The organism is Pseudomonas sp. B26(2017), from assembly GCF_002113045.1.
GTDB lineage: Bacteria > Pseudomonadota > Gammaproteobacteria > Pseudomonadales > Pseudomonadaceae > Aquipseudomonas.
The window spans coordinates 45,911-71,606 of the sequence record NZ_NEJJ01000013.1; the positions used below are offsets into that span (position 1 = coordinate 45,911).

Annotated in this window: 25 protein-coding genes; 17 read left to right on the forward strand and 8 right to left on the reverse strand. The window is 60.4% G+C overall.

Annotation, left to right across the window (positions count from 1 at the left end):
* Positions 1-2: 2 nt before the first annotated feature.
* Positions 3-911: an OmpA family protein gene (locus tag CAF79_RS19630; protein WP_085699676.1), complete on the reverse strand. Its 909-nt coding sequence runs from the start codon at positions 909-911 to the stop codon at positions 3-5.
* A 160-nt stretch (positions 912-1,071) separates the two neighbouring features.
* Between CAF79_RS19630 and pyrC the strand changes: the two genes are divergently transcribed.
* Positions 1,072-2,118, forward strand: a complete 1,047-nt coding sequence (pyrC, locus tag CAF79_RS19635) for a dihydroorotase (RefSeq protein WP_085699678.1) — start codon at positions 1,072-1,074, stop codon at positions 2,116-2,118.
* A complete protein-coding gene (rnt, locus tag CAF79_RS19640) occupies positions 2,115-2,789 on the forward strand; it encodes a ribonuclease T (RefSeq protein ID WP_007953196.1) in 675 nt (224 codons plus the stop codon). Before pyrC ends, rnt begins: the two co-directional genes overlap by 4 nt.
* Positions 2,790-2,863: 74 nt before the next feature.
* Here rnt and CAF79_RS19645 read toward each other — a convergent pair whose 3' ends face one another.
* Positions 2,864-3,466 (reverse strand): peroxiredoxin, encoded by a 603-nt coding sequence (locus CAF79_RS19645; RefSeq protein WP_085580234.1) that lies wholly within the window; start codon positions 3,464-3,466, stop codon positions 2,864-2,866.
* Positions 3,467-3,757: 291 nt separating this feature from the next.
* Here CAF79_RS19645 and CAF79_RS19650 point away from each other — a divergent pair, with 291 nt between their 5' ends.
* Positions 3,758-3,976: a bacterioferritin-associated ferredoxin gene (locus CAF79_RS19650; RefSeq protein ID WP_007953193.1), complete on the forward strand. Its 219-nt coding sequence runs from the start codon at positions 3,758-3,760 to the stop codon at positions 3,974-3,976.
* 199 nt (positions 3,977-4,175) lie between these two features.
* Positions 4,176-4,652, forward strand: coding sequence for a bacterioferritin (bfr, locus tag CAF79_RS19655; protein WP_085684506.1), 477 nt, complete (start codon positions 4,176-4,178; stop codon positions 4,650-4,652).
* Between the two features lie 106 nt (positions 4,653-4,758).
* Here bfr and grxD read toward each other — a convergent pair whose 3' ends face one another.
* The 3 genes from grxD to CAF79_RS19670 all read right to left on the reverse strand — a co-directional run bounded on the left by grxD (position 4,759) and on the right by CAF79_RS19670 (position 7,723).
* Complete coding sequence (grxD, locus tag CAF79_RS19660) at positions 4,759-5,100, reverse strand: Grx4 family monothiol glutaredoxin (protein ID WP_085699680.1); 342 nt, start codon at positions 5,098-5,100, stop codon at positions 4,759-4,761.
* 97 nt (positions 5,101-5,197) lie between these two features.
* Entirely contained in the window at positions 5,198-7,303 is a 2,106-nt protein-coding gene (locus CAF79_RS19665; protein WP_085699682.1) for a molybdopterin oxidoreductase family protein, read from the reverse strand.
* A 129-nt stretch (positions 7,304-7,432) separates the two neighbouring features.
* Positions 7,433-7,723, reverse strand: a complete 291-nt coding sequence (locus tag CAF79_RS19670) for a hypothetical protein (RefSeq protein ID WP_007953190.1) — start codon at positions 7,721-7,723, stop codon at positions 7,433-7,435.
* Between the two features lie 406 nt (positions 7,724-8,129).
* On the opposite strand from CAF79_RS19670, the gene argF reads away from it, so the two are divergent.
* Complete coding sequence (gene argF / locus CAF79_RS19675; protein ID WP_085699684.1) at positions 8,130-9,050, forward strand: ornithine carbamoyltransferase; 921 nt, start codon at positions 8,130-8,132, stop codon at positions 9,048-9,050.
* Positions 9,047-10,156: an ABC transporter ATP-binding protein gene (locus CAF79_RS19680; protein ID WP_085699686.1), complete on the forward strand. Its 1,110-nt coding sequence runs from the start codon at positions 9,047-9,049 to the stop codon at positions 10,154-10,156. Before argF ends, CAF79_RS19680 begins: the two co-directional genes overlap by 4 nt.
* A gap of 49 nt (positions 10,157-10,205) precedes the next feature.
* On the opposite strand, the gene CAF79_RS19685 is transcribed toward CAF79_RS19680, so the two are convergent.
* Both CAF79_RS19685 and ybaK read right to left on the reverse strand, forming a co-directional pair.
* Positions 10,206-10,988 (reverse strand): PhzF family phenazine biosynthesis protein, encoded by a 783-nt coding sequence (locus tag CAF79_RS19685; RefSeq protein WP_085699688.1) that lies wholly within the window; start codon positions 10,986-10,988, stop codon positions 10,206-10,208.
* Positions 10,989-11,077: 89 nt separating this feature from the next.
* The gene (ybaK, locus tag CAF79_RS19690) at positions 11,078-11,548 is read right to left on the reverse strand and encodes a Cys-tRNA(Pro) deacylase (RefSeq protein ID WP_085699690.1); all 471 of its coding nucleotides are present in this window, start codon (positions 11,546-11,548) and stop codon (positions 11,078-11,080) included.
* A 360-nt stretch (positions 11,549-11,908) separates the two neighbouring features.
* On the opposite strand from ybaK, the gene CAF79_RS19695 reads away from it, so the two are divergent.
* From CAF79_RS19695 to glpD, 4 genes are all read left to right on the forward strand, one after another.
* On the forward strand, positions 11,909-12,760 hold the full coding sequence (locus CAF79_RS19695) for an MIP/aquaporin family protein (RefSeq protein WP_007953183.1): 852 nt from the start codon (positions 11,909-11,911) through the stop codon (positions 12,758-12,760).
* A 78-nt stretch (positions 12,761-12,838) separates the two neighbouring features.
* Positions 12,839-14,341 carry a glycerol kinase GlpK gene (gene glpK / locus CAF79_RS19700; RefSeq protein ID WP_085699692.1) on the forward strand — a complete coding sequence of 501 codons (1,503 nt, stop codon included), beginning with the start codon at positions 12,839-12,841 and terminating at the stop codon, positions 14,339-14,341.
* Between the two features lie 95 nt (positions 14,342-14,436).
* Positions 14,437-15,192, forward strand: a complete 756-nt coding sequence (locus CAF79_RS19705; RefSeq protein WP_007953179.1) for a DeoR/GlpR family transcriptional regulator — start codon at positions 14,437-14,439, stop codon at positions 15,190-15,192.
* A 319-nt stretch (positions 15,193-15,511) separates the two neighbouring features.
* Positions 15,512-17,050 (forward strand): glycerol-3-phosphate dehydrogenase, encoded by a 1,539-nt coding sequence (gene glpD / locus CAF79_RS19710; RefSeq protein ID WP_085699694.1) that lies wholly within the window; start codon positions 15,512-15,514, stop codon positions 17,048-17,050.
* Positions 17,051-17,105: 55 nt separating this feature from the next.
* Here the strand turns inward: glpD and CAF79_RS19715 are convergent, their stop codons facing one another.
* Positions 17,106-17,993, reverse strand: coding sequence for a LysR family transcriptional regulator (locus tag CAF79_RS19715; protein ID WP_085699898.1), 888 nt, complete (start codon positions 17,991-17,993; stop codon positions 17,106-17,108).
* Between the two features lie 106 nt (positions 17,994-18,099).
* On the opposite strand from CAF79_RS19715, the gene CAF79_RS19720 reads away from it, so the two are divergent.
* The 7 genes from CAF79_RS19720 to CAF79_RS19750 are packed head-to-tail and all read left to right on the forward strand — an operon-like array spanning position 18,100 to position 25,670.
* Positions 18,100-19,467, forward strand: coding sequence for an MFS transporter (locus CAF79_RS19720; RefSeq protein WP_085699696.1), 1,368 nt, complete (start codon positions 18,100-18,102; stop codon positions 19,465-19,467).
* Positions 19,448-19,864, forward strand: a complete 417-nt coding sequence (locus CAF79_RS19725; RefSeq protein WP_085699698.1) for a DUF4440 domain-containing protein — start codon at positions 19,448-19,450, stop codon at positions 19,862-19,864. Before CAF79_RS19720 ends, CAF79_RS19725 begins: the two co-directional genes overlap by 20 nt.
* Positions 19,861-20,793, forward strand: coding sequence for a PDR/VanB family oxidoreductase (locus tag CAF79_RS19730; RefSeq protein WP_085699700.1), 933 nt, complete (start codon positions 19,861-19,863; stop codon positions 20,791-20,793). Before CAF79_RS19725 ends, CAF79_RS19730 begins: the two co-directional genes overlap by 4 nt.
* Positions 20,794-20,834: 41 nt before the next feature.
* On the forward strand, positions 20,835-22,109 hold the full coding sequence (locus CAF79_RS19735; RefSeq protein ID WP_234205900.1) for an aromatic ring-hydroxylating dioxygenase subunit alpha: 1,275 nt from the start codon (positions 20,835-20,837) through the stop codon (positions 22,107-22,109).
* Positions 22,090-22,572 (forward strand): aromatic-ring-hydroxylating dioxygenase subunit beta, encoded by a 483-nt coding sequence (locus CAF79_RS19740; protein ID WP_085699704.1) that lies wholly within the window; start codon positions 22,090-22,092, stop codon positions 22,570-22,572. The genes CAF79_RS19735 and CAF79_RS19740 overlap by 20 nt, the downstream gene beginning before the upstream one ends.
* A 28-nt stretch (positions 22,573-22,600) precedes the next feature.
* A complete protein-coding gene (locus tag CAF79_RS19745) occupies positions 22,601-24,301 on the forward strand; it encodes an NAD(P)/FAD-dependent oxidoreductase (protein ID WP_139832615.1) in 1,701 nt (566 codons plus the stop codon).
* A 31-nt stretch (positions 24,302-24,332) separates the two neighbouring features.
* Positions 24,333-25,670, forward strand: coding sequence for an amidase family protein (locus CAF79_RS19750; protein WP_085699706.1), 1,338 nt, complete (start codon positions 24,333-24,335; stop codon positions 25,668-25,670).
* Positions 25,671-25,696: the final 26 nt, after the last annotated feature.

A 25,696-nucleotide genomic window follows, 5' to 3' on the forward strand; every position in this document is an offset into this window, starting at 1 on the left:
GGTCAGGAAGTCGCCGCTGCATTGGCAGGCGTGCTGGCTTGAGGTGCAGGGGCGGTAACCGGTGCCACCCGGGCCAACTTCACGCTGACCCGGCGATTTTTCGCCCGGTTGGCGGCGTTGGTGTTCGGGACCAGCGGGTATTGTTCGCCGTGGAAACGCACGGTGATCTGCGATTCGGCGATGCCGTTGGCCTTGAAGAAATCAACCACCGCCAGCGCACGACGGCGCGACAACTCACGATTGGTCAGGCGATTGCCACTGTTGTCGGAATAGCCATCGAGCTCAATGTGATTGACCGTCGGATCGGCCTTCATGAATTCGAGCATCACTTGCAGTTTGGCTTTCGCGGCGGCGTCCAGATCGGTGCCTTCGCCCGGAAAACCGACCTGCGAGTTTTTGACCTGATCGAAATTCTGCGGGAGCAATTTCGCCACGCAGGTCTGGTAGTCGTTGAACGCCTTGCTGAACTTGACCGGCAGCAGCCGCACTTCGGAGACCCGTCCATCACCGGAGGCACGTCGCACCACCGGGCTACGACCTTCCAGCAAACCGCTGATCAGCCCGCCGGCCTGCGATTGCGAACTGTTGAACAGCACGTTGCCAGTGCCGATCCTGACACTGCCCAGGTTGATGTCATTGCGTCCCGGCTGCCAGGGCGCGGCCGCCGCCAGCAAGGTTGCCGAACCACCGCCCAGCATCGCGTTGTAGGCATTCAGACGGAAGATCGCCTGCTCGCCGGCCTTGCGCACGAACTGCCCCGAGCCGAAGTCGGTGATCGGCTGCGTCAGGCGGCACTCGAACTTGTCGCCTTCGACCGTCCACTCAATGTTCTCCAGACGTGTCTGGTAGGTCAGTGCCATCGCGGGAAGGCTGGCAAACACACTGAGCAAGGCTAAATATCGCTGGCGCACGGGAGGCTCCATTGGCTTCTACAACAAAAAAGACCGAGACATACATCTTTACGGCATACCTTTGGGATATCGGACGCTCGTCGCAAAACTTGATAGCGAGTGCCTGCAAGAGTCTTTTCCGGTAGCATTCGCCTCAGTTTGACCCGCCTGGAATTCCCTCATGTCCGACCGCCTGACCCTGCTGCGTCCCGACGACTGGCACATTCATCTTCGCGATGGTGCCGTGTTGACCAATACCGTTGCGGATGTCGCGCGCACCTTTGGTCGCGCAATCATCATGCCCAACCTGGTACCTCCGGTGCGCAACGCCGCTGAAGCCGACGGCTATCGCCGGCGGATTCTCGCTGCCCGCCCGGCCGGCAGTCGTTTCGAGCCGCTGATGGTGCTGTACCTCACCGACCGCACCCAGCCCGAAGAAATCCGTGAGGCCAAGGCCGGCGGTTTCGTGCATGCCGCCAAGCTGTACCCGGCCGGCGCCACCACCAACTCCGATTCCGGGGTCACCAGCATCGACAAGATTTTCCCGGCGCTGGAAGCCATGGCCGAAGTCGGCATGCCGCTGTTGATCCACGGTGAAGTCACCCGTGGCGACGTCGACGTGTTCGACCGCGAAAAAATCTTCATCGATGAGCACATGCGCCGCGTGGTCGAGCGTTTCCCGACACTGAAAGTGGTGTTCGAACACATCACTACCGGCGATGCCGTGCAGTTCGTCAACGAGGCCTCGGCCAACGTCGGCGCGACCATCACCGCGCATCACCTGCTCTACAACCGCAACCACATGCTGGTAGGCGGGATCCGGCCGCACTTCTATTGCCTGCCGATCCTCAAGCGCAACACGCACCAGGAAGCCCTGCTCGACGCCGCCACCAGCGGCAGCGCGAAATTCTTCCTGGGTACCGACTCGGCACCGCACGCCCAGCACGCCAAGGAAGCCGCCTGCGGCTGCGCCGGCTGCTACACCGCGTACGCCGCCATCGAGCTGTACGCCGAAGCCTTTGAACAGCGCAACGCGCTGGACAAGCTCGAAGCGTTCGCCAGCCTCAACGGCCCGCGCTTCTATGGCCTGCCGGCAAACACCGATCGCATCACCCTGGTTCGTGACGAATGGACCGCACCGACCAGCCTGCCTTTCGGCGAGCTGACCGTTATCCCGCTGCGCGCCGGTGAAAAACTGCGCTGGCGCCTGCTGGAGGAACACGCGTGAGTGAAGACCATTTCGACGACGAACTGGACGGTCAAGGTGGCGGCGGTTCGCGCCATCCAATGGCAGCACGCTTTCGCGGCTACCTGCCGGTTGTCGTCGACGTAGAAACCGGTGGCTTCAACTCGGCCACCGACGCTCTGCTGGAGATTGCCGCGACCACCATCGCCATGGATGAAAAGGGTTTTGTGTACCCGGATCACACCTACTTCTTCCGCGTCGAGCCGTTCGAAGGCGCCAACGTTGAAGCGGCGGCACTGGAGTTCACCGGGATCAAGCTCGATCATCCGTTGCGCATGGCCGTCAGCGAAGAAACAGCGCTGACCGACATCTTCCGTGGCGTGCGCAAGGCCTTGAAAGCCAACGGCTGCAAACGGGCAATTCTGGTCGGCCACAACAGCAGCTTCGACCTGGGCTTCCTCAACGCCGCCGTCGCGCGGCTGGACATGAAGCGCAACCCGTTCCACCCGTTCTCCAGCTTCGACACCGCGACCCTCGCCGGTCTGGCATACGGCCAAACCGTACTGGCGAAAGCCTGTCAGGCAGCCGACATCGACTTCGACGGCCGTGAAGCGCACTCCGCGCGTTACGACACCGAGAAGACGGCCGAGCTGTTCTGCGGCATCGTCAACCGCTGGAAACAGATGGGCGGCTGGGAAGACTTCGACGACTGATCCTCGTCGGGTTTCTTCCGAGCATGAAAAAACCGGCCACGTGGGCCGGTTTTTTTGTACCTCGACGTTGCGCCTTACAGGGCAGCAGCGTTCTCGGTCAGGTAAGCCGCAACGCCTTCTGGCGAAGCGTTCATGCCTTTGTCGCCTTTTTTCCAGTTGGCAGGGCAGACTTCGCCGTGCTCTTCGTGGAATTGCAGCGCGTCGACCAGACGGATCAGCTCTTCCATGTTACGGCCCAGCGGCAGGTCGTTGACGATCTGCGAGCGGACAACGCCCTTGTCGTCGATCAGGAACGCGCCACGGAAAGCCACGCCGCCTTCGGATTCAACGTCGTAGGCCTTGGCGATTTCGTGCTTCATGTCGGCAGCCATGGTGTATTTCACCTGACCGATGCCGCCATTGTTGACCGGGGTGTTGCGCCAGGCGTTGTGGGTGAAGTGCGAGTCGATCGACACAGCGACCACTTCTACGTTGCGAGCCTTGAAGTCAGCCATGCGGTTGTCCAGAGCGATCAGCTCGGACGGGCAGACGAAGGTGAAGTCCAGCGGGTAGAAGAACACCAGGCCGTATTTGCCTTTGATGGCCGAGGACAGGGTGAAGCTGTCAACGATCTCGCCATTGCCGAGTACGGCCGGGACGGTGAAGTCAGGGGCTTGTTTGCCTACGAGTACGCTCATTGATATCTCCTGGTGTAGAAACTTGAAGTTCAGGGTCCGCGCCAGCCTGCCACCCTCAGGCGACAGCCCTGTGACACGAACCCTCTTCGCAAGGGCCGACCATCATACACTGCGTTTTTCGACTGTCCTTAAAGGTTTTTCGCGAAATCCGGGCAGGCACTCAGCCATGCACCACCGTTCGTCAGTCACAGGCATTGGCGATCAAAACCACCGGGAAAGCACTTTGACAATCATTCTCGTTAACATTAAGATCCATCGCAATTGAGTCACAACCAGCGACGGTTCTCACTTATGTATGTTTGCCTCTGCACTGGCGTCACCGACGGACAGATCCGCGAAGCGATCTATGAAGGTTGCTGCAGCTACAAAGAAGTTCGTCAGGCCACCGGCGTAGCCAGCCAATGCGGCAAATGTGCGTGCCTGGCGAAGGAAGTGGTTCGCGAAACCCTGACCAAGCTGCAAACCGCCCAGGCCGCGATCCCCTACCCGGCAGAATTTACCGCCGCGTAATTATCCCGAATTCGAAAAACCGGACTTAGGTCCGGTTTTTTTATGCCTGAAAATCAATTGCTTAGCGCGTAGACGCGGAACACAAACATTCTTATTCAGATTAATTTTCATTTATTATTCAATAACTTAGGTTTGACACTTATAAATACCAAGCTCAAACTCCGCCTTATATACCGCTACTTAGGGCAGGACTCCCATCATGAAAGGCGACGTAACAGTCATCCAGCATCTCAACAAGATCCTTGCCAATGAGCTGGTCGCGATCAATCAGTACTTCCTGCATGCGCGCATGTATGAAGATTGGGGCCTGAACAAGCTCGGCAAACACGAGTACCACGAATCCATCGACGAGATGAAGCACGCGGACAAGCTGATCAAGCGCATCCTGTTCCTCGAAGGCCTGCCGAACGTGCAGGATCTGGGCAAGTTGCACATCGGCGAGCACACCAAGGAAATGCTGGAGTGCGACCTGCGCATCGAGAAGACTGGCCATGCCGACCTGAAGGTCGCCATCGCCCACTGCGAATCCGTCGGTGACTTCGGCAGCCGTGAACTGCTCGAGGACATCCTGGAATCCGAAGAAGAACATATCGACTGGCTGGAAACCCAACTGGGCCTGATCGACAAGGTCGGTCTTGAGAACTATCTGCAATCGCAGATGGGTGAAGACGAGTAATCAGTCAGCGCTAAACTCGAGACACTAAAAAGCCCCGCTCTCTTTCCAGAGGCGGGGCTTTTTATCGCCCGGATTTCAGACTCGCTGAAATCCGGGCAGAAACCAATCAGGCTTCGGACTTGGCCGCAGCAGCCTTGGCGGATGCTTCCTTGATCAGGGTCTGCAGCTCACCGTTGGCGAACATTTCAGCCATGATGTCGCTGCCGCCGACCAGTTCACCGGCTACCCACAACTGCGGGAAAGTCGGCCAGTTGGCGTACTTCGGCAGGTTGGCACGGATTTCCGGGTTCTGCAGGATGTCGACGTAGGCGAACTTCTCGCCACAGCCCATCACAGCCTGCGCAGCTTTCGCGGAGAAGCCACACTGCGGGGCATTCGGCGAGCCTTTCATGTAAAGCAGAATGGTGTTGTTGGCAATCTGCTCTTTAATCGTTTCGATGATATCCATGGAGCACCTCGGCTGAACTTTCCGACTCATGGGTCGGCACGGTGGCGCATTGTAACGGAATCCCGAGCGCCCTGCTCGGTCTCCCCGACAGACATGCTCAAGCCGCTGCCACCGTCACCGGCACGCCATTGAGCGCTGCGTTGCCCGACAGCTCGTCGAGCTGACACTCATCGGTCAGGTCATTGGCGCTGGAGCCCGGCTGACCGCTGGCAATCGCCATCTGTACACCCGGCCGGGCATGGCCCCATCCATGCGGCAGGCTGACCACGCCCTTCATCATGTCGGCACTGCCCAGCACTTCGACTTCGATCTGGCCGACCCGTGAACTCACGCGCACGAGCTGACCGTCACTGAGCCCGCGACTGGCGAGATCGTCCGGGTTCATCAGCAGCTGATGACGCGGCTTGCCCTTCACCAGTCGATGATAATTGTGCATCCACGAATTGTTGCTGCGCACATGACGGCGGCCGATCATCAACAGCTCATCGGCGGCGGGTGCCTGCAACGCGGCGAAGCGCGCCAAGTCGGCGAGGATTTCCGGCGGTGCCGCCTGAATCCGTTGATTGGCAGTCTTCAACCGCGCAGTCAGGTTGGGTTTGAGCGCTCCCAGGTCGACACCGTGCGGATGATCGAACAGCGTCGCAAGCGACAATTTTTGCTCGGATGCATCGCCATACAAGCCCATGCGTAACCCCATGTCGATCATCTTCGCCGGCGGCATCGTCGGTTTCAGCTCCTTGCCGGTCTTCGCGGCAAAGGCCTTGGCCAGGCCGACGAAGATCTCCCAGTCGTGCAGCGCACCTTCGGGTTTGGCGAGGATCGCCCGGTTGAACCGGGTAACGTTGCGCACCGCGAACAGGTTGAAAGTGGTGTCGTAGTGATCGTTCTCCAGCGCCGAGGTGGACGGCAGGATCAGGTCGGCATAGCGCGTGGTTTCGTTGATGTACAGATCGACGCTGACCATGAACTCCAGCCCGTCCAGCGCCTGCTCCAGTTGCCGGCCATTGGGCGTGGACAACACTGGATTGCCGGCCACGGTGATCAGCGCGCGAATCTGCCCTTCACCCTCTGTGAGCATTTCTTCAGCCAGCGCCGAGACCGGCAACTCCCCACCGTATTCAGGGCGCCCGGACACGCGGCTCTGCCATTTATTGAAGTGCCCGCCCGAGGTCGAGGCCACCAGATCCACCGCCGGCTCCGTGCACAGTGCACCGCCAACGCGGTCGAGATTGCCGGTGACCAGATTGATCAACTGCACGACCCAATGGCACAGCGTGCCGAAGGCCTGAGTGGAAACACCCATCCGGCCGTAGCAAACGGCGCTTGGCGCAGCGGCGAAGTCCCGGGCCAATTGGCGGATCTGTTCGGCGGGCACCGCGCACAACGGGCTCATGGCTTCGGCGGTGAAACCCGCCACCGCCGCGCGAAGCTCATCCAGACCGTCCACCGGCAAATGACTTTCAGACGTCAGGCCTTCACTGAACAGCGTATTGAGCACACCAAACAACAACGCCGCATCGCCCCCCGGACGCACGAACAAATGCTGATCGGCCATCGCCGCCGTCTCGCTGCGTCGTGGATCGACCACTACAACTTTGCCGCCCCGGGCCTGAATCGCCTTCAGACGTTTCTCGACATCCGGCACGGTCATGATGCTGCCGTTGGACGCCAACGGGTTGCCGCCCAGGATCAGCATGAAGTCCGTGTGATCGATATCCGGGATCGGCAACAGCAAGCCATGGCCATACATCAGGTAGCTGGTCAGGTGATGGGGCAGTTGATCGACCGACGTCGCCGAATAGCGGTTGCGGGTTTTCAACAGGCCGAGGAAGTAATTGCTGTGGGTCATCAACCCATAGTTGTGGACGCTGGGGTTGCCCTGATACACGGCGACTGCGTTCTGCCCATGACGCTCCTGAATCGCCGAGAGTTTTTCGGCGACCAGCTCGAATGCTTCGTCCCACGCGATGGGCAGCCATTCGCTGCCGACCCGGCGCATGGGCTGACGCAGGCGATCCGGATCATTCTGGATATCTTGCAGCGCGACGGCCTTGGGGCAGATGTGCCCGCGACTGAACGTGTCCTGAGCATCGCCCTTGATCGAGGTGATCTGCACCTGGCCGTCGGTTTCGGTGGTTTCAATGGTCAGGCCGCAGATGGCTTCGCACAGGTGGCAGGCACGGTGATGGAGAGTCTTGGTCATGGCCAGTCTCTGTCTTGTTCTGGGCAGGCAATCACGCCCGCGGGAACAAAACTATGGCCCGCGACCCGGTGCAGCGCCAGCGACGTTTGTCTTGTGAATCGGCGGCCATCAGGGCCGCCGATGGACACGTCAGTTCGCCGGAAGCTGAGGCGGCGCGGCCAGCTGGATTTCCTGGATGGTCTCGATCTGCTCGTGGGCGACGTGGACGCCGGTGAGCTCGCCGATCAGTCGCCAATGCTCGTCGAGCCCGGCGCTGATGGTCGCCATGCGGTCGATCATCTGTCGGCTGGCGGCCTTGACCACGTCGTCATCGCTGCGCAGCAGTTCGAAGGACATCGAGGTCATCGACGCGGTGAGGTGGGTCAATGAGCGTGCCGTGTGGCCCAGCAGTTCCATTAACAGTTTTTCTTTCGATTCCATGCGGAGGCTTCCTGCGTCGCTCGTGATTTATTTATAACCCAGCACTTTGCTTTAGCAAATGTTTCAACCTGCGCATCCGACCAAGCGAACCGCTGGCTCGCCGGTCGCAAACCGACCAGAGCTGTGCCATCCCCGCCGCGCCTGATTGCCAAGCCCGGTGGGGCCAGTGTACAAATGCCTCGTTGCCCTCTCGAAAACTGACCGGAAATCACAGTGTTTGCACTGTTTGCACCCCGGCGCATTTCTGCAAAAACCGTAGCCTATTGGAAAAACGCGACATTTAGTGTCAATATCGCGCCTTCCCCTATTTCGTCGCCCCCGTGCGGCTTACGCCGCAGGTCTCGCCCGTTGTTCCGATAAACAAGGCTTTGAGCATCTGCGGTTTGTAGCAAAAAGGTAGTCAATGATGAGCGCAAGGCACTTTCTCTCCCTGATGGATTGCACGCCCGAAGAGCTGGTCAGCGTGATCCGTCGAGGCGTTGAGCTCAAGGACCTGCGTAACCGCGGCGTACTGTTCGAGCCTCTGAAAAACCGCGTCCTGGGGATGATCTTCGAGAAATCCTCGACCCGCACCCGGATCTCTTTCGAGGCCGGCATGATCCAGCTCGGCGGCCAGGCGATCTTTCTGTCGCCGCGCGACACCCAGCTGGGCCGTGGCGAGCCGATTGGCGATTGCGCCATCGTCATGTCGAGCATGCTCGACGCGGTGATGATCCGGACCTTTGCCCACAGCACCCTGACCGAATTCGCTGCCAACTCCCGCGTGCCGGTGATCAACGGCCTGTCCGATGACCTGCACCCGTGCCAGTTGCTGGCCGACATGCAAACCTTTCTCGAGCACCGCGGCTCGATCCAGGGCAAGACCGTGGCCTGGATCGGCGACGGCAACAACATGTGCAACAGCTATATAGAAGCGGCCATCCAGTTCGACTTCCAGCTGCGCGTGGCCTGCCCGGAAGGCTACGAGCCGAATCCTGAATTCGTGGCCAAGGCCGGTGACCGCGTGACCATCGTCCGCGACCCGCAAGAGGCCGTGCGCGGCGCGCATCTGGTGAGTACCGACGTCTGGACCTCCATGGGTCAGGAAGAGGAAACCGCCCAGCGCCTCAAACTGTTCGCGCCATACCAGGTCACCCGTGCCCTGCTCGACCTGGCGGCCGAGGACGTGTTATTCCTGCACTGCCTTCCCGCTCACCGCGGTGAAGAAATCAGTCTCGACCTGCTTGATGACCCGCGCTCCGTCGCCTGGGATCAGGCAGAAAACCGTCTCCACGCACAGAAGGCCCTGCTCGAGTTCCTCGTCGAACCGGCATATCACCACGCATGAGTCATGAATTACTGCTGAACCTGCGCAACCTCGCTTGCGGCTATCAAGATCAACGTGTGGTGCAGAACCTCAATCTGCACCTCAACGCCGGCGACATCGGCTGCCTGCTCGGCTCGTCCGGTTGCGGCAAGACCACCACCCTGCGCGCGATTGCCGGTTTCGAACCGGTGCACGAAGGGGAAATCTCTCTCGGCGGTGAAGTGATCTCCAGCGCCGGTTTCACCCTCGCCCCGGAAAAACGCCGGATCGGCATGGTGTTCCAGGACTACGCGCTGTTCCCGCACCTGAGTGTCGCGGACAACATCGCCTTCGGCATCCGCAAGCACCCGAACAAGGAGCGTGTCACCGAAGAGCTGCTGGAACTGGTCAATCTGAAGAACCTCGGCAAACGCTTCCCTCACGAGTTGTCCGGCGGCCAGCAACAACGTGTCGCCCTCGCCCGCGCTTTGGCGCCGGAGCCACAACTGCTGTTGCTCGACGAGCCATTCTCCAACCTCGATGGCGAGTTGCGTCGCAAGCTGAGCCATGAAGTGCGCGACATCCTCAAGGCCCGCGGCACCAGCGCGATTCTGGTGACGCACGACCAGGAAGAAGCCTTCGCCGTCAGCGATCACGTCGGCGTGTTCAAGGAAGGCCGGCTGGAGCAGTGGGACACGCCCTACAACCTCTATCACGAACCGGCGACGCCGTTTGTGGCCAGCTTCATCGGTCAGGGCTACTTCATTCGCGGCCAGCTCGGCAGCCCGGAATCGGTGCAGACCGAACTCGGCGAACTGCGCGGCAATCGCGCCTACACCTGGCCGGTCGGTGGGGCGGTGGATGTGCTGCTGCGTCCGGATGACATCGTTTACGCGCCGGACAGTGGCTTGAAAGCGCGGATCGTCGGCAAGACGTTCCTCGGCGCTTCGACCCTGTATCGCCTGCAACTGCCGACCGGCGCACAGCTGGAGTCGATCTTCCCGAGCCATGCCGACCATCAGGTTGGTGCGGATGTCGGGATTCGGGTGGCAGCGGAACATCTGGTGCTGTTCCAGGCGTCGGGCAGCACGGCCGCTCAAATTCCGGCGACAGAGAACGGCGTCCGCCGTTACAGCGCCGCACGCTGATCTGCACGCAAACAATGAGGGAGCCTGATGGCTCCCTGGTTTTTTGGCTTCAGCCCAGCATCAATGTGCCGCTGGCCACCAGCGTCGCATTCCCGCCGATCTTCACTCGCTCGCCTTCCAGCCGACAAAACAACTCGCCGCCCCGCGCCGAACGCTGGCACGCGGTCAGGCTGGATTTGCCCAGACGTTTCGACCAGTAGGGGATCAGACTGCAATGGGTCGAACCGGTCACCGGGTCTTCATTGATGCCGATGGCCGGGGCGAAATAGCGTGAGACGAAGTCATGCTGATTGCCCGGGGCGGTGACGATGGCGCCCAACCACGGCAATTTGGCGAGGGCGACCATGTCCGGCTGGCAATCAAGCACCGCCTGCTCGGACTCCAACACCACAAACAGCTCGTTGGAACTCAGAACATCCACTGCCTGGACATTCAGCGCCCGCTCGATCTCCACGGTGACGCCTTTCTCCACCGCTTCGATGGCCGGAAAATCCAGCCATAGCGTGCCGCCTTCGCGACTGACGCTCAATGGCCCGGACTTGCAGGTGAAGTCCAGACGCTCGGCCGTTTCCTTATAAATCTCGAACAGCACATAGGCGCTGGCCAGGGTCGCATGACCACACAACGGCACCTCGGTGGTCGGCGTGAACCAGCGGATATGCCACGCCTGTGCTTCGCGCACCAGAAACGCGGTCTCCGCCAGATTGTGCTCGGCGGCGATCTTTTGCATCAGTTCGTCCGCGAGCCACGCGTCGAGGCGATAGACCATTGCCGGATTGCCGCTGAACGGCCGGTCACTGAACGCATCGACCTGATGAAACTCGAGCTGCATAACCTTCTCCCTGTGTCAGTGGAACGAGCATGCAGTGCCGGCCGGATCAGCGCCAGTGACAGTGCCGGCCAATTTTCTTCATACAGACGTCAAGGGCGACCGATGTCGGCAAATTTCGCCTGGGTGTGTGCTGCCAATACTGCCGGCGCCAGCTCTACTTCCAGCCCGCGCCGACCGGCGCTGACGTAGATGGTCGCAAAAGGCTGGGCCGAGTTATCGATGAAAGTACGCAGGCGTTTTTTCTGCCCCAGCGGACTGATGCCGCCCAACAAGTAACCGGTGGAACGTTGCGCGGCAGCCGGGTCGGCCATCTCGACTTTTTTCACTCCGGCGGCGTGGGCAAGCCCCTTGAGGTCGAGACTTCCGACGACCGGTACCACGGCCACCAGCAACTCACCCTTCTCACTGGCCGCCAGCAGCGTCTTGAACACCTGCGCCGGATCGAGCCCCAGCTTTTCCGCGGCCTCCAGGCCATACGACGCAGCCTTCGGGTCATGTTCGTAACTGTGCACGCGATGTTCGGCACGAACTTTTTTCAACAAGTCCAACGCAGGGGTCATGGCAGCTCCGGGCTCGGCAGTGGCAAAAAATCCTGCGGCGAATTTTAGGCCATCGTTGTGCAAAAGGCTCTACCACACGCCACGTTTCCCGGAGTTTGCAGGCTGATAACAGCCGCGCAGGCCGGGTGACCTGCAGGATCATTCACATGACTGATAGTTTATTTGTGACTGATGGTTCACTTTCGACCTTTGACAGGTTTGTTTCTTGTCTATATTTTTTCGAATCTGAATAATGCAAGAATTATCGTCATCGCAGCACCCAGCAGTAAACCGGGAACAGGATGGGGATCCTGCCTCGGCGAAAATCGCGCCTTGCCCTTTCGGCAACGCGCCAGACAACAACAAAAACCGAGGTTTTCAATGACAACTGCGTTACAGCAACCTTCGCTCTCGAGCCAGTGTCTGGCCGAGTTTCTGGGCACTGCACTCCTGATCTTTTTCGGTACGGGTTGTGTCGCCGCGCTCAAGGTCGCAGGCGCCAGCTTCGGTCTGTGGGAAATCAGCATCATCTGGGGCGTCGGCGTCAGCATGGCGATCTACCTCACCGCCGGCGTTTCCGGCGCGCACCTGAACCCTGCCGTCAGTATTGCCCTGAGCATTTTTGCCGACTTCGAAAAGCGCAAACTGCCGTTCTACATTCTGGCCCAGGTCGCCGGCGCCTTTTGCGGTGCGCTGCTGGTTTATACGCTGTACAGCAACCTGTTCTTCGATTTCGAACAAACTCACCATATGGTTCGCGGCACTGAAGCCAGCCTCGAACTGGCGTCGGTGTTCTCCACCTTCCCGAACCCGGCGCTGTCGACTGCCCAGGCGTTTCTGGTCGAGGTGATCATCACCGCGATCCTGATGGGCGTGATCATGTCCCTGACCGACGACAACAACGGCCTGCCGAAAGGCCCGCTGGCGCCGCTGCTGATCGGTCTGCTGATTGCCGTGATCGGCAGCTCGATGGGCCCGCTGACCGGTTTCGCGATGAATCCGGCCCGGGACTTCGGTCCTAAACTGATGACTTTCTTCGCCGGCTGGGGTGAAATTTCCTTCACTGGCGCACGTGAAATCCCGTACTTCCTGATTCCGATTTTTGCACCGATTGTCGGTGCCTGCCTCGGCGCTGCCGGGTATCGCGGGCTGATTGCCCGTCACCTGACCGGCGCCACACCTGCTACAAAGGATGCAGAACCGGCCATTGACGGCAAACCAAGAACTTCTTGAAACAGTCGGCGCGGGCTCCTGCCCTTATAGAGCCCGCGCCACGGCCCACTCTCCCTTATTTCGTCCAAGGCAATCGACATGACCGACATTCAGAACAAGAACTACATCATTGCCCTCGATCAGGGTACGACCAGCTCCCGCGCGATCATTTTCGACCGCGACGCGAACGTGGTCTGCACCGCACAACGCGAATTCGCCCAGCATTACCCGCAAGCCGGCTGGGTCGAACACGACCCGATGGAAATCTTCGCCACCCAGAGCGCGGTGATGGTCGAAGCCCTGGCCCAGGCCGGTCTGCACCATGACCAGGTCGCCGCCATCGGCATCACCAACCAGCGTGAAACCACCGTGGTCTGGGACAAGACCACCGGCCGCCCGGTGTACAACGCGATCGTCTGGCAATGCCGCCGTAGCACCGAGATCTGCCAGCAGCTCAAGCGCGACGGTCATGAAGATTACATCCGCGATACCACTGGTCTGGTCACCGACCCGTACTTCTCCGGCACCAAGCTGAAGTGGATCCTCGACAACGTCGAAGGCAGCCGCGAGCGCGCGCGCAACGGCGAATTGCTGTTCGGCACTGTCGACAGCTGGCTGATCTGGAAATTTACCGGCGGCAAGGTCCACGTCACCGACTACACCAACGCCTCGCGCACCATGCTCTTCAACATCCACACGCTGGAGTGGGACGCGAAGATGCTGGAAATCCTCGACATCCCGCGCGAGATGCTGCCGGAAGTCAAAGCGTCGTCGGAAATCTACGGCCGCACCAAAAGCGGCATCGCCATCGGCGGTATCGCCGGCGACCAGCAGGCTGCGCTGTTCGGCCAGATGTGCGTCGAGCCGGGCCAGGCGAAAAACACCTACGGCACCGGTTGCTTCCTGCTGATGAACACCGGCGACAAAGCCGTGAAATCCCGGCACGGCATGCTCACCACCATCGCTTGCGGCCCGCGCGGCGAAGTGGCTTACGCCCTGGAAGGCGCGGTGTTCAACGGCGGTTCGACCGTACAGTGGCTGCGCGATGAACTGAAAATCGTCAACGACGCCCTCGACACCGAATACTTCGCCAATAAAGTGAAGGACAGCAACGGCGTCTATCTGGTGCCGGCCTTCACCGGCCTCGGCGCTCCCTACTGGGACCCGTATGCCCGTGGCGCCCTGTTCGGCCTGACCCGTGGCGTACGTGTGGATCACATCATCCGCGCCGCACTGGAGTCGATCGCCTACCAGACCCGCGACGTTCTCGACGCCATGCAACAGGACTCCGGCGAACGCCTCAAGGCCCTGCGCGTGGATGGCGGTGCAGTGGCGAACAACTTCCTCATGCAGTTCCAGGCCGACATCCTCGGCACTCAGGTCGAGCGTCCGAAAATGCGCGAAACCACGGCGCTGGGCGCAGCTTATCTGGCCGGTCTGGCGTGCGGTTTCTGGGGCAGCCTGGAAGAACTGCGCGGCAAGGCAGTGATCGAGCGCGAGTTCGAACCAAGCCTGGACGAAGCGGCAAAAGAGAAGCTCTACAAAGGCTGGAAAAAAGCCGTCAGCCGTACCCGCGACTGGGAACGTGAGGACGCTGAATAAGCCAGTCTGAGGACTGGTAACGGCATGTAACTGGTCGGGAGCGGATTCCTGCGGCATCATGGGCAAATTTTGCACGGCAGCCCAAAGGAAGCCCCATGAATCTGCCTCCCCGTCAGCAGCAAATCCTCGAACTGGTCCGCGAACGCGGCTATGTGAGCATCGAGGAAATGGCCACGCTGTTCGTTGTTACCCCGCAAACCATCCGCCGCGATATCAATCAACTGGCGGAAGCCAATCTGCTGCGCCGCTACCATGGCGGCGCCGCCTATGATTCCAGCGTCGAAAACACCGCCTATGCGATGCGCGCCGATCAGATGCGCGATGAAAAGCAACGCATCGGTGAAGCCATCGCCGCGCAGATTCCCGATCACGCCTCGCTGTTCATCAACATCGGCACCACCACCGAATCCATCGCCCGCGCCCTGCTCAACCACAGTCATCTGAAAATCATCACCAACAACCTGCACGTCGCTTCGATGCTCAGCGCCAAGGATGATTTCGATGTGCTGCTGACTGGCGGCAATGTCCGTCGCGATGGCGGCGTGGTCGGTCAGGCGAGTGTGGATTTCATCAATCAGTTCAAGGTCGACTTCGCGCTGGTGGGCATCAGCGGTATCGATGAGGACGGCAGCCTGCTCGACTTCGATTACCAGGAAGTGCGGGTGTCCCAGGCGATCATCGCCAATGCCCGACAGGTGATCCTGGCGGCGGACTCCAGCAAGTTCGGCCGTAACGCGATGATCCGCCTCGGCCCGATCAGCCTGATCGATTGCCTGGTCACCGATCAGCAACCGGTGCCGGCCCTGGCGCAACTGCTGAGTCAGCACAAGATTCGTCTGGAAGTCGTTTAACCCCCCTTTGTTTCTCGTTCCCACGCTCTGCGTGGGAATGCAGCCCGGGACGCTCCGCGTCCCATTCAGAAGATGACGCAGAGCGTCAATGCATGCATTCCCACGCGGACGGTTCGACGCCTCGACATGGGAACGATCACTCCTGCTCCGGCGCCTTACGCGCATCTAATGTTCGAAAATTTTCTTTTAACCGTCCTTCGATGAGTTTTTTCAATCGAAGTCGACTGGCTGCGCGCGTCTTTATGGGCTACCATTTTCGCAAATGAACATTTATGTTCGATTTCCAAGACAGAAAATCAAAAGAGCCCGAGGCCAGCCGATGTCCACCTCTACCTTGCGTACGCCCCCCATCTCCGAGATCTACGACCTCGCCGTCATCGGCGGCGGGATCAATGGCGTGGGGATCGCAGCGGATGCCGCCGGTCGCGGTCTTTCGGTGTTCCTTTGCGAAAAGGACGATCTGGCCAGCCACACCTCGTCGGCCAGCAGCAAGCTGATCCACGGTGGACTGCGCTATCTCGAACATTATGAATTCCGTCTGGTGCGCGAAGCCCTGGCCGAACGCGAAGTGCTGCTGGCCAAGGCCCCGCACATCGTCAAGCCAATGCGTTTCGTCCTGCCGCACCGCCCGCATCTGCGTCCGGCGTGGATGATCCGTGCAGGTCTGTTCCTGTATGACCACCTCGGCAAGCGCGAAAAACTCGCAGGCTCCAAAAGCCTGAAGTTCGGTGCCGACAGCGCGCTGAAAAGCGAAATCAGCAAAGGCTTCGAATACTCCGACTGCTGGGTCGACGACGCCCGCCTCGTGGTTCTGAACGCCATGGCCGCCCGTGAAAAAGGTGCGCACATTCACACCCAGACCCGTTGCGTCAGCGCTCGTCGCGCCAAGGGCCTGTGGCACCTGAACCTGGAACGCGCCGACGGCAGCCTGTTTTCGATCACTGCCAGAGCGCTGGTGAACGCCGCCGGCCCATGGGTCGCCAAGTTCATCCGTGACGACCTGAAGATGGAATCGCCGTACGGCATCCGTCTGATCCAGGGCAGCCACATCATCGTGCCGAAGCTGTACGAAGGCGATCACGCGCACATCCTGCAAAACGAAGATCAGCGCATCGTTTTCACCATTCCGTACCTGAACAACCTGACCCTGATCGGCACCACCGACCGCGAGTACACCGGTGATCCGGCAAAAGTGGCAATCACCGACGGCGAAACCGATTACCTGCTCAAAGTGGTCAACGCCCACTTCAAGAAGCAGATCAGCCGTGACGACATCCTGCACACCTACTCGGGCGTGCGCCCGTTGTGCAACGACGAATCCGACAACCCGTCCGCCGTGACCCGCGACTACACCCTCGCGCTGTCCGGCAGCACCGAAGAAGCGCCGCTGCTGTCGGTGTTTGGCGGCAAGCTGACCACCTATCGCAAACTCGCCGAGTCGGCGATGGCGCAGTTGATGCCGTACTTCACCCAGATGCGCCCGAGCTGGACGGCCACCGCCACCCTGCCGGGTGGTGAAGACATGACCACGCCACAGGCCCTGAGCGCGCTGATCCGCGACAGGTTCGACTGGGTTCCGACCGAAATCGCCCGCCGCTGGGCCACCACCTACGGCAGCCGTACCTGGCGCATGCTCGAAGGCGTGGACAGCCTGGCCGACATGGGCGAACACATCGGCGGCGGTCTCTACACCCGTGAAGTCGATTATCTGTGCGCCGAAGAGTGGGCCACCACCGCTCACGACATCCTGTGGCGCCGCAGCAAGCTGGGCCTGTTCACCACCCCGGCCGAACAGGAAAAACTGGCGGCCTACCTGAACCAGGTCGAGCAGAACCGCAACAAGATCGAAGCAGCCTGATCTTCAAGCCGCTCAAACGAAAGCCCCTGAATCGCGAGATTCAGGGGCTTTCGCGTTACTGCGCCAGATGCAGCAGGAGGAAATCGATGAACGCCCGGGATTTGTGCGGCAGATGCGCGGTGTTGGGGAAGACGACGTTGATCGACTGCGATGGCAACGCATAGGCCGGCAACAGGCGAATCAGTCGTCCGCTGGCGATATCATCCTCGACCACCCAGCCCGGCAGCACCGAGACACCGAGCGACGACAAGGTCATCGAACGAATCGCCGTCGAGGAATTGGATTCGAAATGGCTGATGCCATTGACCTCCACCGCCCGCCCCTGATCATCGCGCAAAACCCATTGCGTAGGCGCCTGCAGATTGCTGTTGGCAATCCATGGCACACCGTTCAGATCCTGCGGCAATGCCACCGGATGACGTTCGAGAAATGCCGGAGTCGCCACCAGCACGATCTGATAATCCGCCAGCTTGCGACTCTTGAAGGCCGAATCCGCCAGATTGCCAAGACGCACTACCAGATCCAGTTTTTCCGCCACCAGATCATTCAACGACGAGTTGAAGTTGTAGCTCAGGCGGATTTCCGGATAACGCTCGTTGAACAATGGAATCAACGGAAGAATGAACTTCTCGCCGTACTCGCTGGTTGAACTAATTCGTAACTTTCCGGAAACCCGGTTATTACCCTTGAGCACATTATCAAAGGCATTATCGATATCCGCGACAATGCCCTTGAACTCCTCATAGAAGTCCTGACCTATTTCAGTCAGCGATATGTTTCGGGTATTGCGGATCAGCAGTGTCGCCGAAAGAACTTCTTCCAGCGCCTTGACATGCAGGCTGGCCATGGCTTTGCTGATACTCAGATAGTTCGCGGCCTTGGTGTAAGAGCCAAAGTCGACCACGGCGAGAAATGTCTGAACCCGATTCAGATGAGCATGCATGGCGGTAGCGTTCACTGTTTAATTCCTTCAAACATTGTTTCAAGGATAGTCGTATCGACACTCCAAGTCCATCGCCCCTATGCTTTGCGACAAAGAGGAAACAACAATGAACTATCGCTACAAGATCGCGCTGATCTTTCTGATCGGCTTTTTTATTGACTGCATAAACATATTCATGTCTGCCGTGGCATTGCCAAGTATCTCGGCAACATTGCAAGTAAGCAGTTCTTCGGTGGCCTGGGTGGCCAATGCCTACATTCTCGGTCTGACGCTGATCATTCCTGTCAGCACCTGGCTGGCCGGGCGCTTCGGCAGCCGCGAGATTCTCACCGCCTCGATGCTGGTGTTTACCGGGTCCGTGTGGATGTGCGGCCTGGCCGACAGCTTCCATGAGCTGGTGATCTGGCGATTCGTCCAGGGCATCGGCGGCGGTTTGCTGATTCCGGTGGGCCAGGCGTTGACCTTCAACCTGTTCCAGGGTGAGCAACGGGCGAAAATCTCCACGCTGGTGATGGCCGTGGCCCTGATCGCCCCGGCGATTTCGCCGACCGTCGGTGGCATCATCGTCGACAACAGTTCGTGGCGCTGGGTGTTTTACAGCAACATTCCGTTTTCGCTGATTGCCGCAGGACTATCGTGGTTCTGGATCCGCGAAGCACGCCCCACCAGCCTGCCACGCCCGGACGTCCTCGGTCTGCTATTGGTCAGCGCCGCCCTGGGCAGCCTGCTGATGGGCATGTCGCTGTATGGCGGCGACTATCCTGCCATCGAAGCCATCGCCTGTGTCGCGGCAGGCCTGATGTTCGTGGCGCTGTACCTGCTGCACTACCGTCGCAAAGGCGACGCGATCATTGACCTGAGTCTGCTCAAGAGCAAAAAACTCAGCACCTCGATCTTCATCTATTACGCGATTCCCGGCGTGTTCACCGGGGTCAACCTGATGAGCATCTTCTTTCTACAGAACACCCTGCACTTCAGCGCACGCCTGACCGGCATGTTCATGATCCTCTACGCCATCGGCGCATTCATCGCGATGCTGATCTGCGGCCGGGTCTACAACAGAATCGGCGCCCGACGCCTGTTCACCCTCGGCATGCTGCTGCACAGCGCCGGCATCGCCACCCTGATGCTGGTGGATGCACCGACCGATATCGGGGTGATCGTGATCGCCTACAGCCTGATGGGCATCGGCGGCGGAATCGGCGCCAACACCGCGCAAACCACCTCGCTAATGGACTTCAAGGGCGGCGAGACCCACAAGGCCAGCGTGATCTGGAACATCAACCGACAGATGTCGTTCAGCGTCGGCGCGGCCCTGTTTCTGATGATCTACAACCTGCTGCTCAAACAATTCGACTCGACCCCGGCCTATCACGCCACGTTCGCGATTGCCGCGCTGGTCGGACTGTTCCCGCTGTTTCAAATGAGTCAACTGAACCCTCCAAAGGAATGCCATGAACAACAACCCGGTTGAACAAGCACGCCACAGCATCCACCACGTGCATGAGCTGATTCATCGTGTTTTCACCAATGCCGACGGTGCCGGCGAATCCGCCATCGCGCCGCTGATGGATGTCTTCAGCGAAGACTTCAGCATGGTCAGCACCTCGGCCGCCGTCGTCGGCCGAGCGCAGGTCGAGCAACTGTTCAAAGGTGCGGTCGGTGCCCGACCCGGCCTTGAGATCGACATCAGCGACCTGCACACGATCTTCCACGAAGGCCCGACCGTCGCCCTGCGCTACAAGGAAACCCATCGCCAGAACCAGCGCGAGAGCTCGCGCATTTCCGTGGCGATTCTGCGCGTGCATCAGCACAGCACCCGCTGGCTGTACCTGCACGAAACGCCGCTGCCCCAGGAAAACCCGGCATGAATTACACCGTTACCCATTGCCGGATGCTGTCGGCATCGATCAAGGAAATCACCGTCAGCGGCGCCCCCGCCGCCACGGAGTCGGCCCACGCCGGGGCGCACTTCAAATGGCTGATAGCGCCTTCGGGCGAATGGCGCCATTACTCAACCGTAGAGCTCGGCGACAGCGCCGAAGGTCAATTCACCTTCGCCATCCGTCTCAGTGACGAATCCGCCAGCAGCCACTACCTGCGCTCATTGGTGGCCGGTGATCGGGTGCAGCTCGAAGGCCCGTTCAACACCTTCAACTACCCGCTCGACACCCGGACCGGCCGCGACATCGCCATCGCAGGCGGCATCGGCATCACTCCGTTGACCGGCATCCTGCGCCATCTGACAGCGCTGAAGCGTTCGGCACACCTGCATTACTTTGCCCGCAGCGCTGACGATGCGGCTTATGCCGAAGAGCTGCGCGCACTGCTGCAGGAGCGGATGAGCCTGCACCTGTCCGGTCAACGCCCGGCGATTCATCAGGTGCTCGCCGACCTTAGCCCCGCAGACCGGCTCTACGTCTGCGGCCCGGCAGCGATGCTCAACGACATCCTGAGCCATGCCGAATCCGCCGGACTGGCCCGTGATCGCATCCATCTGGAGGTGTTCAACGTTGCCAGGGACGAAGGTGCCCAGGGCTTCACGGTCGAGGCGGCGGATTCCGGCGTGAACATCGAGGTCGGCCCCGACCAGAGCTTGCTCGAAGCCCTGGAAGCCGCCGGCCTCGACCCGATCTCCGACTGTCGTCGCGGCGAGTGCGGTGTCTGCGCGCTGGACGTGCTGGAAGGCGACGTCGAGCACCGGGATTTCATCATGAGCGAACAAGAAGCGGCCTGCAGCGCACGGATCTACCCTTGCGTTTCCCGGGCGAAAAGCCAGCGCCTGAAGCTGGCGATCTGAAGAGGACTCCCCCGTTGGACAACTATTTCAATGGCAGAGAAGTGCACAAATCTCTGTTCCTTGATCAACAACTGTTCGAACAGGAGCAGCAGCGTGTCTTTGCCGCCAGCTGGTGCTATCTGGGCCACGACAGCCTGATCCCCGAGACCGGCGACTATTTCACCGCGACCCTCGCCGGCCGACCGCTGGCAATGGTGCGTCAGAAGAACGGTGACATCGTGGTGCTGCACAACCGCTGCCCGCACAAAGGTGTGAAAGTGCTGGCCGAAGCGCGTGGCAATGTGGGTCGCTTCATGCGTTGCCCCTATCACGCCTGGACGTTCAAGACCGACGGCGAGCTGCTGAGCATCCCGGTGAAAAAGGAATACGACGACTGCGACCTGAGCAGTTGCTCGGCCCACAAGGGTATGCAACCCGTCGCGGCGGTGCACAACTATCGCGGCTTCGTGTTCGTGCGCCTGAGTGAAACCGGTATGGGTTTCGACGAGTTTTTCGGCGAGTCGCTGTCGACACTGGACAACATGGTCATGCGTTCTCCGCAAGGTCAGCTGCGTGTGGTCGGTCAACCGCTGCTGCACAGGCATCGCTGCAACTGGAAGATGGTGGTCGACAACCAGACCGACACCTGCCACCCGATGATTGCCCACGAATCCTCGGCGGGCGAAGCCATCCGCCTGTGGAAGGAAACCGACGACCAGAGCCAGCCTGCACCGATGGCCGTGGAGTTGTTCTCGCCGTTCATGGGCTCGTACGAATTCTTCGCCGGCATGGGCATCCGCGTCTGGCCTAACGGCCACGGACACACCGGGGTCAGCAACTCGATCCACAAGGCCTACACGAGCATTCCCGGTTATTGGGAACTGATGGTGGAAAGCTACGGCGAAGACCAGGCCCGGGCCATTCTCGACGACACCCGTCACAACACCGTGTATTTCCCCAACCTGATGGTCAAGGGCCCGATCCAGACCCTGCGGGTGATCCGCCCGGTGAGTGCACAGGAAACCATCGTCGAATCGTGGATCTTCGAACTGCAAGGCGCCCCGGTGCAGTTGCTGGAGCGGACCGTGCAGTACAACAACCTGATCAACTCGCCGTGCTCGATGGTCGCCCATGACGACGTGGAGATGTACGAGCGGGCCACGGAAGGTCTGCACAGCGACGCCAACGAATGGGTCAACGTCGCCCGCCTGTTCGAACCGGGCGAAACCCACGACCAGACGCGCGTGGTGTCCGGCACCAGTGAACTGGCGATGCGCAACTTCTACGACACCTGGCAAAACCTGATGCGGAACGACCATGCACCACGATCAAACTGAACGGGCCATCGAGCGTTTGCTCGAGACCGAAATGCACCTGCTCGACCAACAGGATTTTGAAGCCTGGCAGCAATTGCTGAGCGACGACTACACCTACTGGATTCCGATGACCCGCGAACAGCGCAGCCCGCTGCACGAATCCTCGCTGGTGTATGAAGACCGCTTCCTGACCACCCTGCGCATCAACCGTCTGGCCAATGCCCGCAACTTTTCCCAGCAGCCGAAAAGCCGCTGCCTGCACATTGCCCAGCGACCACGGATCACGATTGAAGAGCCAACGTACAGCGCCGTCGCCAGCAGCAACCTGCTGTATTGCGAAGCCCGTGGCGACCGCGAATGGCATTACCCGGCCACCGTCGAACATCGTCTGATCAACCTCGACGGCGAGTGGAAAATCCAGGGCAAGAAAATTCTCTTGCTCAATCCCGACCGCGCGCTCGAAAGCCTGCAGCTCATCATCTGACCGACCGAGAATGCCCCCTGTGAACTCCATGAACAATCCTGCCAGCCAGGCTACCGCGTGCCTGTCTTTCCCCTATGTCGACCTGCTTTACGATTACGGTCAGTTCCTGCGCAACGCCGACCAGGCCATCGGCTGCCTGCCGGCGCACACTGCGCAAAAACACATCGGCATCGTCGGCGCCGGTCTGACCGGACTGGTGGCGGCCTATGAACTGTTGCGTGCCGGTGCCCGTCGCGTGACCCTGTTCGAGGCCGAAGAAAGCCATATTGGCGGTCGCTTGCTGACCCAGTGCTTCGATGCAGAACAACCGCAGTTCATCGCGGAAATGGGCGCCATGCGCTTTCCGCCGAGCGAGGTCGGACTGTTCCACTACCTCGACAAATTCGGCATCCAGACCACCGAAGCCTTTCCCGATCCGGGGGTGGTCGATACCGAACTGCATTACCGTGGCGAGCCCCACCACTGGCCGGCGATGCAGCCGCCGCCGGCGTTGTTCAGTACCGTGCACCAGGGCTGGAATGCCTTTCTGCACGAAGGCGCCGTGCTGGACGACGGCACCTGCCTTGCCCCGCCGCTGCTGCTGACCGACTTGCTCAAGCAGCACAACTTCAGTGAAGTTCAGCCGGAGTGGCAACGCTATCTGGATTGCTTCGGCGACAGCTCGTTCTACTCGGCCATGGTGCGCATCTTCACCAGCCAGAAACCGCCGGGCGGAAAGGTCTGGCGCAAACCGGAAGACTTCCACCTGTTCGGCTCGCTGGGCATCGGTTCCGGAGGGTTCCAGTCAGTCTATCGCGCCTCGTTCACCGAAATCCTGCGGCTGGTGGTCAATGCGCTGGAGGTCAATCAGCGACTGGTGCCGAACGGTATTTCTTCGCTGGCAGAACTGATCGCCGACACCCGCTTCAACGGCATGCAACTGCGCGACATGATTTGTCGCACGCGCATCGAATCGATCAACAAGGGCGCCGACGGGCAAATCCTGCTGGCCGGCAGCAACGGCGAAACCTATGCCTGCGACCGGGTGATCACCACCACTACGACCCGCGCCTTGCAGGTCAATCTCAAGCTGACGCAGAACCAGGCATTCGTGAACCGTGACGTGGCCCGTGCGATCAACGAAACCCACATGGTCGGCTCGTCCAAGCTGTTCATCCTGACCAAAGACAAGTTCTGGCTCAAACACGGCCTGGCGCAGAACATCCAGACCGACACCCTGGTCAAGGGCGTGTACTGCCTGGATTACGCCCCGCAGGATCCAGACTCCTGGGGCGTGGTGCTGATCAGTTACACCTGGGAAGACGACTCGCACAAGATGGTCTCCATGACCGACAAAGTGCAGCGCTGCCTGCGGCTGGTGGATGAACTGGCGATGAGCGCGCCGGAATTCGCCCGCCACCTGGTTCCGCTCGACGGCGATTATCAGCGCTACGTGCTCGAATACGACTGGCTGACCGACAAGCACGCCCTCGGCGCCTTCAAACTGAACTTCCCCGGCGATGACATCTATTCCGAGCGGCTGTTCTATCAGTTCCGCACCGCCCTCGACCCGCGCCAGGACACCGGTCTTTATCTGGCGGGCTGCGGCGCATCGTTCACCGGCGGCTGGGCCGAAGGCTCGATCCAGACGGCCTTGAACGCAGCGTGTTCGGTCATCAGCAGCCTGGGTGGCGACCTCATCGACGGCAATCCGCTCGACGGTCTGGTCCCGCAATACCGCTACTGCTGATGGCGCCCTCCTCTTTTCGCCGAGACCTTCCATGTACAGTCAGTTTTCCATCGAACAGCTCGTCAACGGATTGCGCCGTGGCGAGCTCTGCCTCGACACCTGGCAGCAAGCCCTGCGCGAGCGCCACAAAAAAGCGCAGCATCTGAACAGTTTCATCACCTTCGATCCGACGGCGCTGGGCTATGCCCCGGATGCCGATCGCCTGGCGCCGCTGTACGGGCTGCCGGTGTCCTTCAAGGACAACATCAATGTGCGCGGCATGCCGACCACCGCCGGCACGCCCGGCCTGGCCGATTACCGGCCGCAGAACGATGCCGGCATCGTGGTGCGCTTCAAGCAATTGGGCGCGCGCGTGGTGGGCAAGAACAACATGCACGAACTGTCGTTCGGCGTGACCTCGGCCAACCACAGCCACGGCAGGGTCATCAACCCGGCGAACGAACGTCACAGCGCCGGGGGCAGCAGCGGTGGCTGTGCCGCCGCCGTCGCCGCCGGGCTGGTGCCGTGCGCGGTGGGCACCGACACCGGCGGTTCGGTGCGCATTCCGGCGGCCTTCTGTGGGATCGTCGGCCTGCGCCCGACCACCGGCGAGTATCCGGCCGACGGCATTGTCCCGGTCTCGCAGACCAAGGACACCCCGGGCCTGCTGACACGCACGGTGGAAGACTGTCGGTTCGTCCACGGCCACCTCAGCGGCCAGCACATCGCACCGCTGCCTGAGGATCGTCCGCTGCGCATCGGCCTGCCCGAACGCTTTCTCTGGGCCGATCTGGACGACAACGTCAGCCGTGACTGCCGCGTCGCCATCGATGCACTCGCCAGCAACGGTGTGGAGATCGTACCGATCGACGACGCGGTGATCGGTGAGATCAACGAATACATCCAGTTCCCGCTGCCGATCTATGAATTCTTCATTGATTTCCCACGCTTCCTGATGAAGGAAGGCCGTGGCGGGGATTTTCTCGACGTCCTGGCGCAAATCGCAGACCCCGGCATCAAGAAAATCCTCACCACACAACTGGAAAGCCCGGCAATTTCCTACACCGACTATGTGCAGGCATTGATGAGCAAAGTCCGGCTGGAGCAGGAGTACCGGCAACTGTTCGAGCATCACCGACTGGACTTGATGGCCTACCCGACGGTCAGTTGCAGCGCGCCACTGCTGACTGATTGCGCGGATGAAAGCCATTTCGAGCGGTTCGTGCGCAATACCGACCCGGCCAGCAACCTGGCAGCGCCGAGCATCACCGTGCCGGTAGCGGCCTCGGGTACTCTGCCGGTGGGCCTGTCGTTCGATGCACTGCCGGGACAGGACCGTTTCCTGTTGCAGGCCGTGAGCCGGCTGTCAGCACTGTTGAACATCCGATGAGCGCCGCTCGCTCCGAGAGGGGCGAG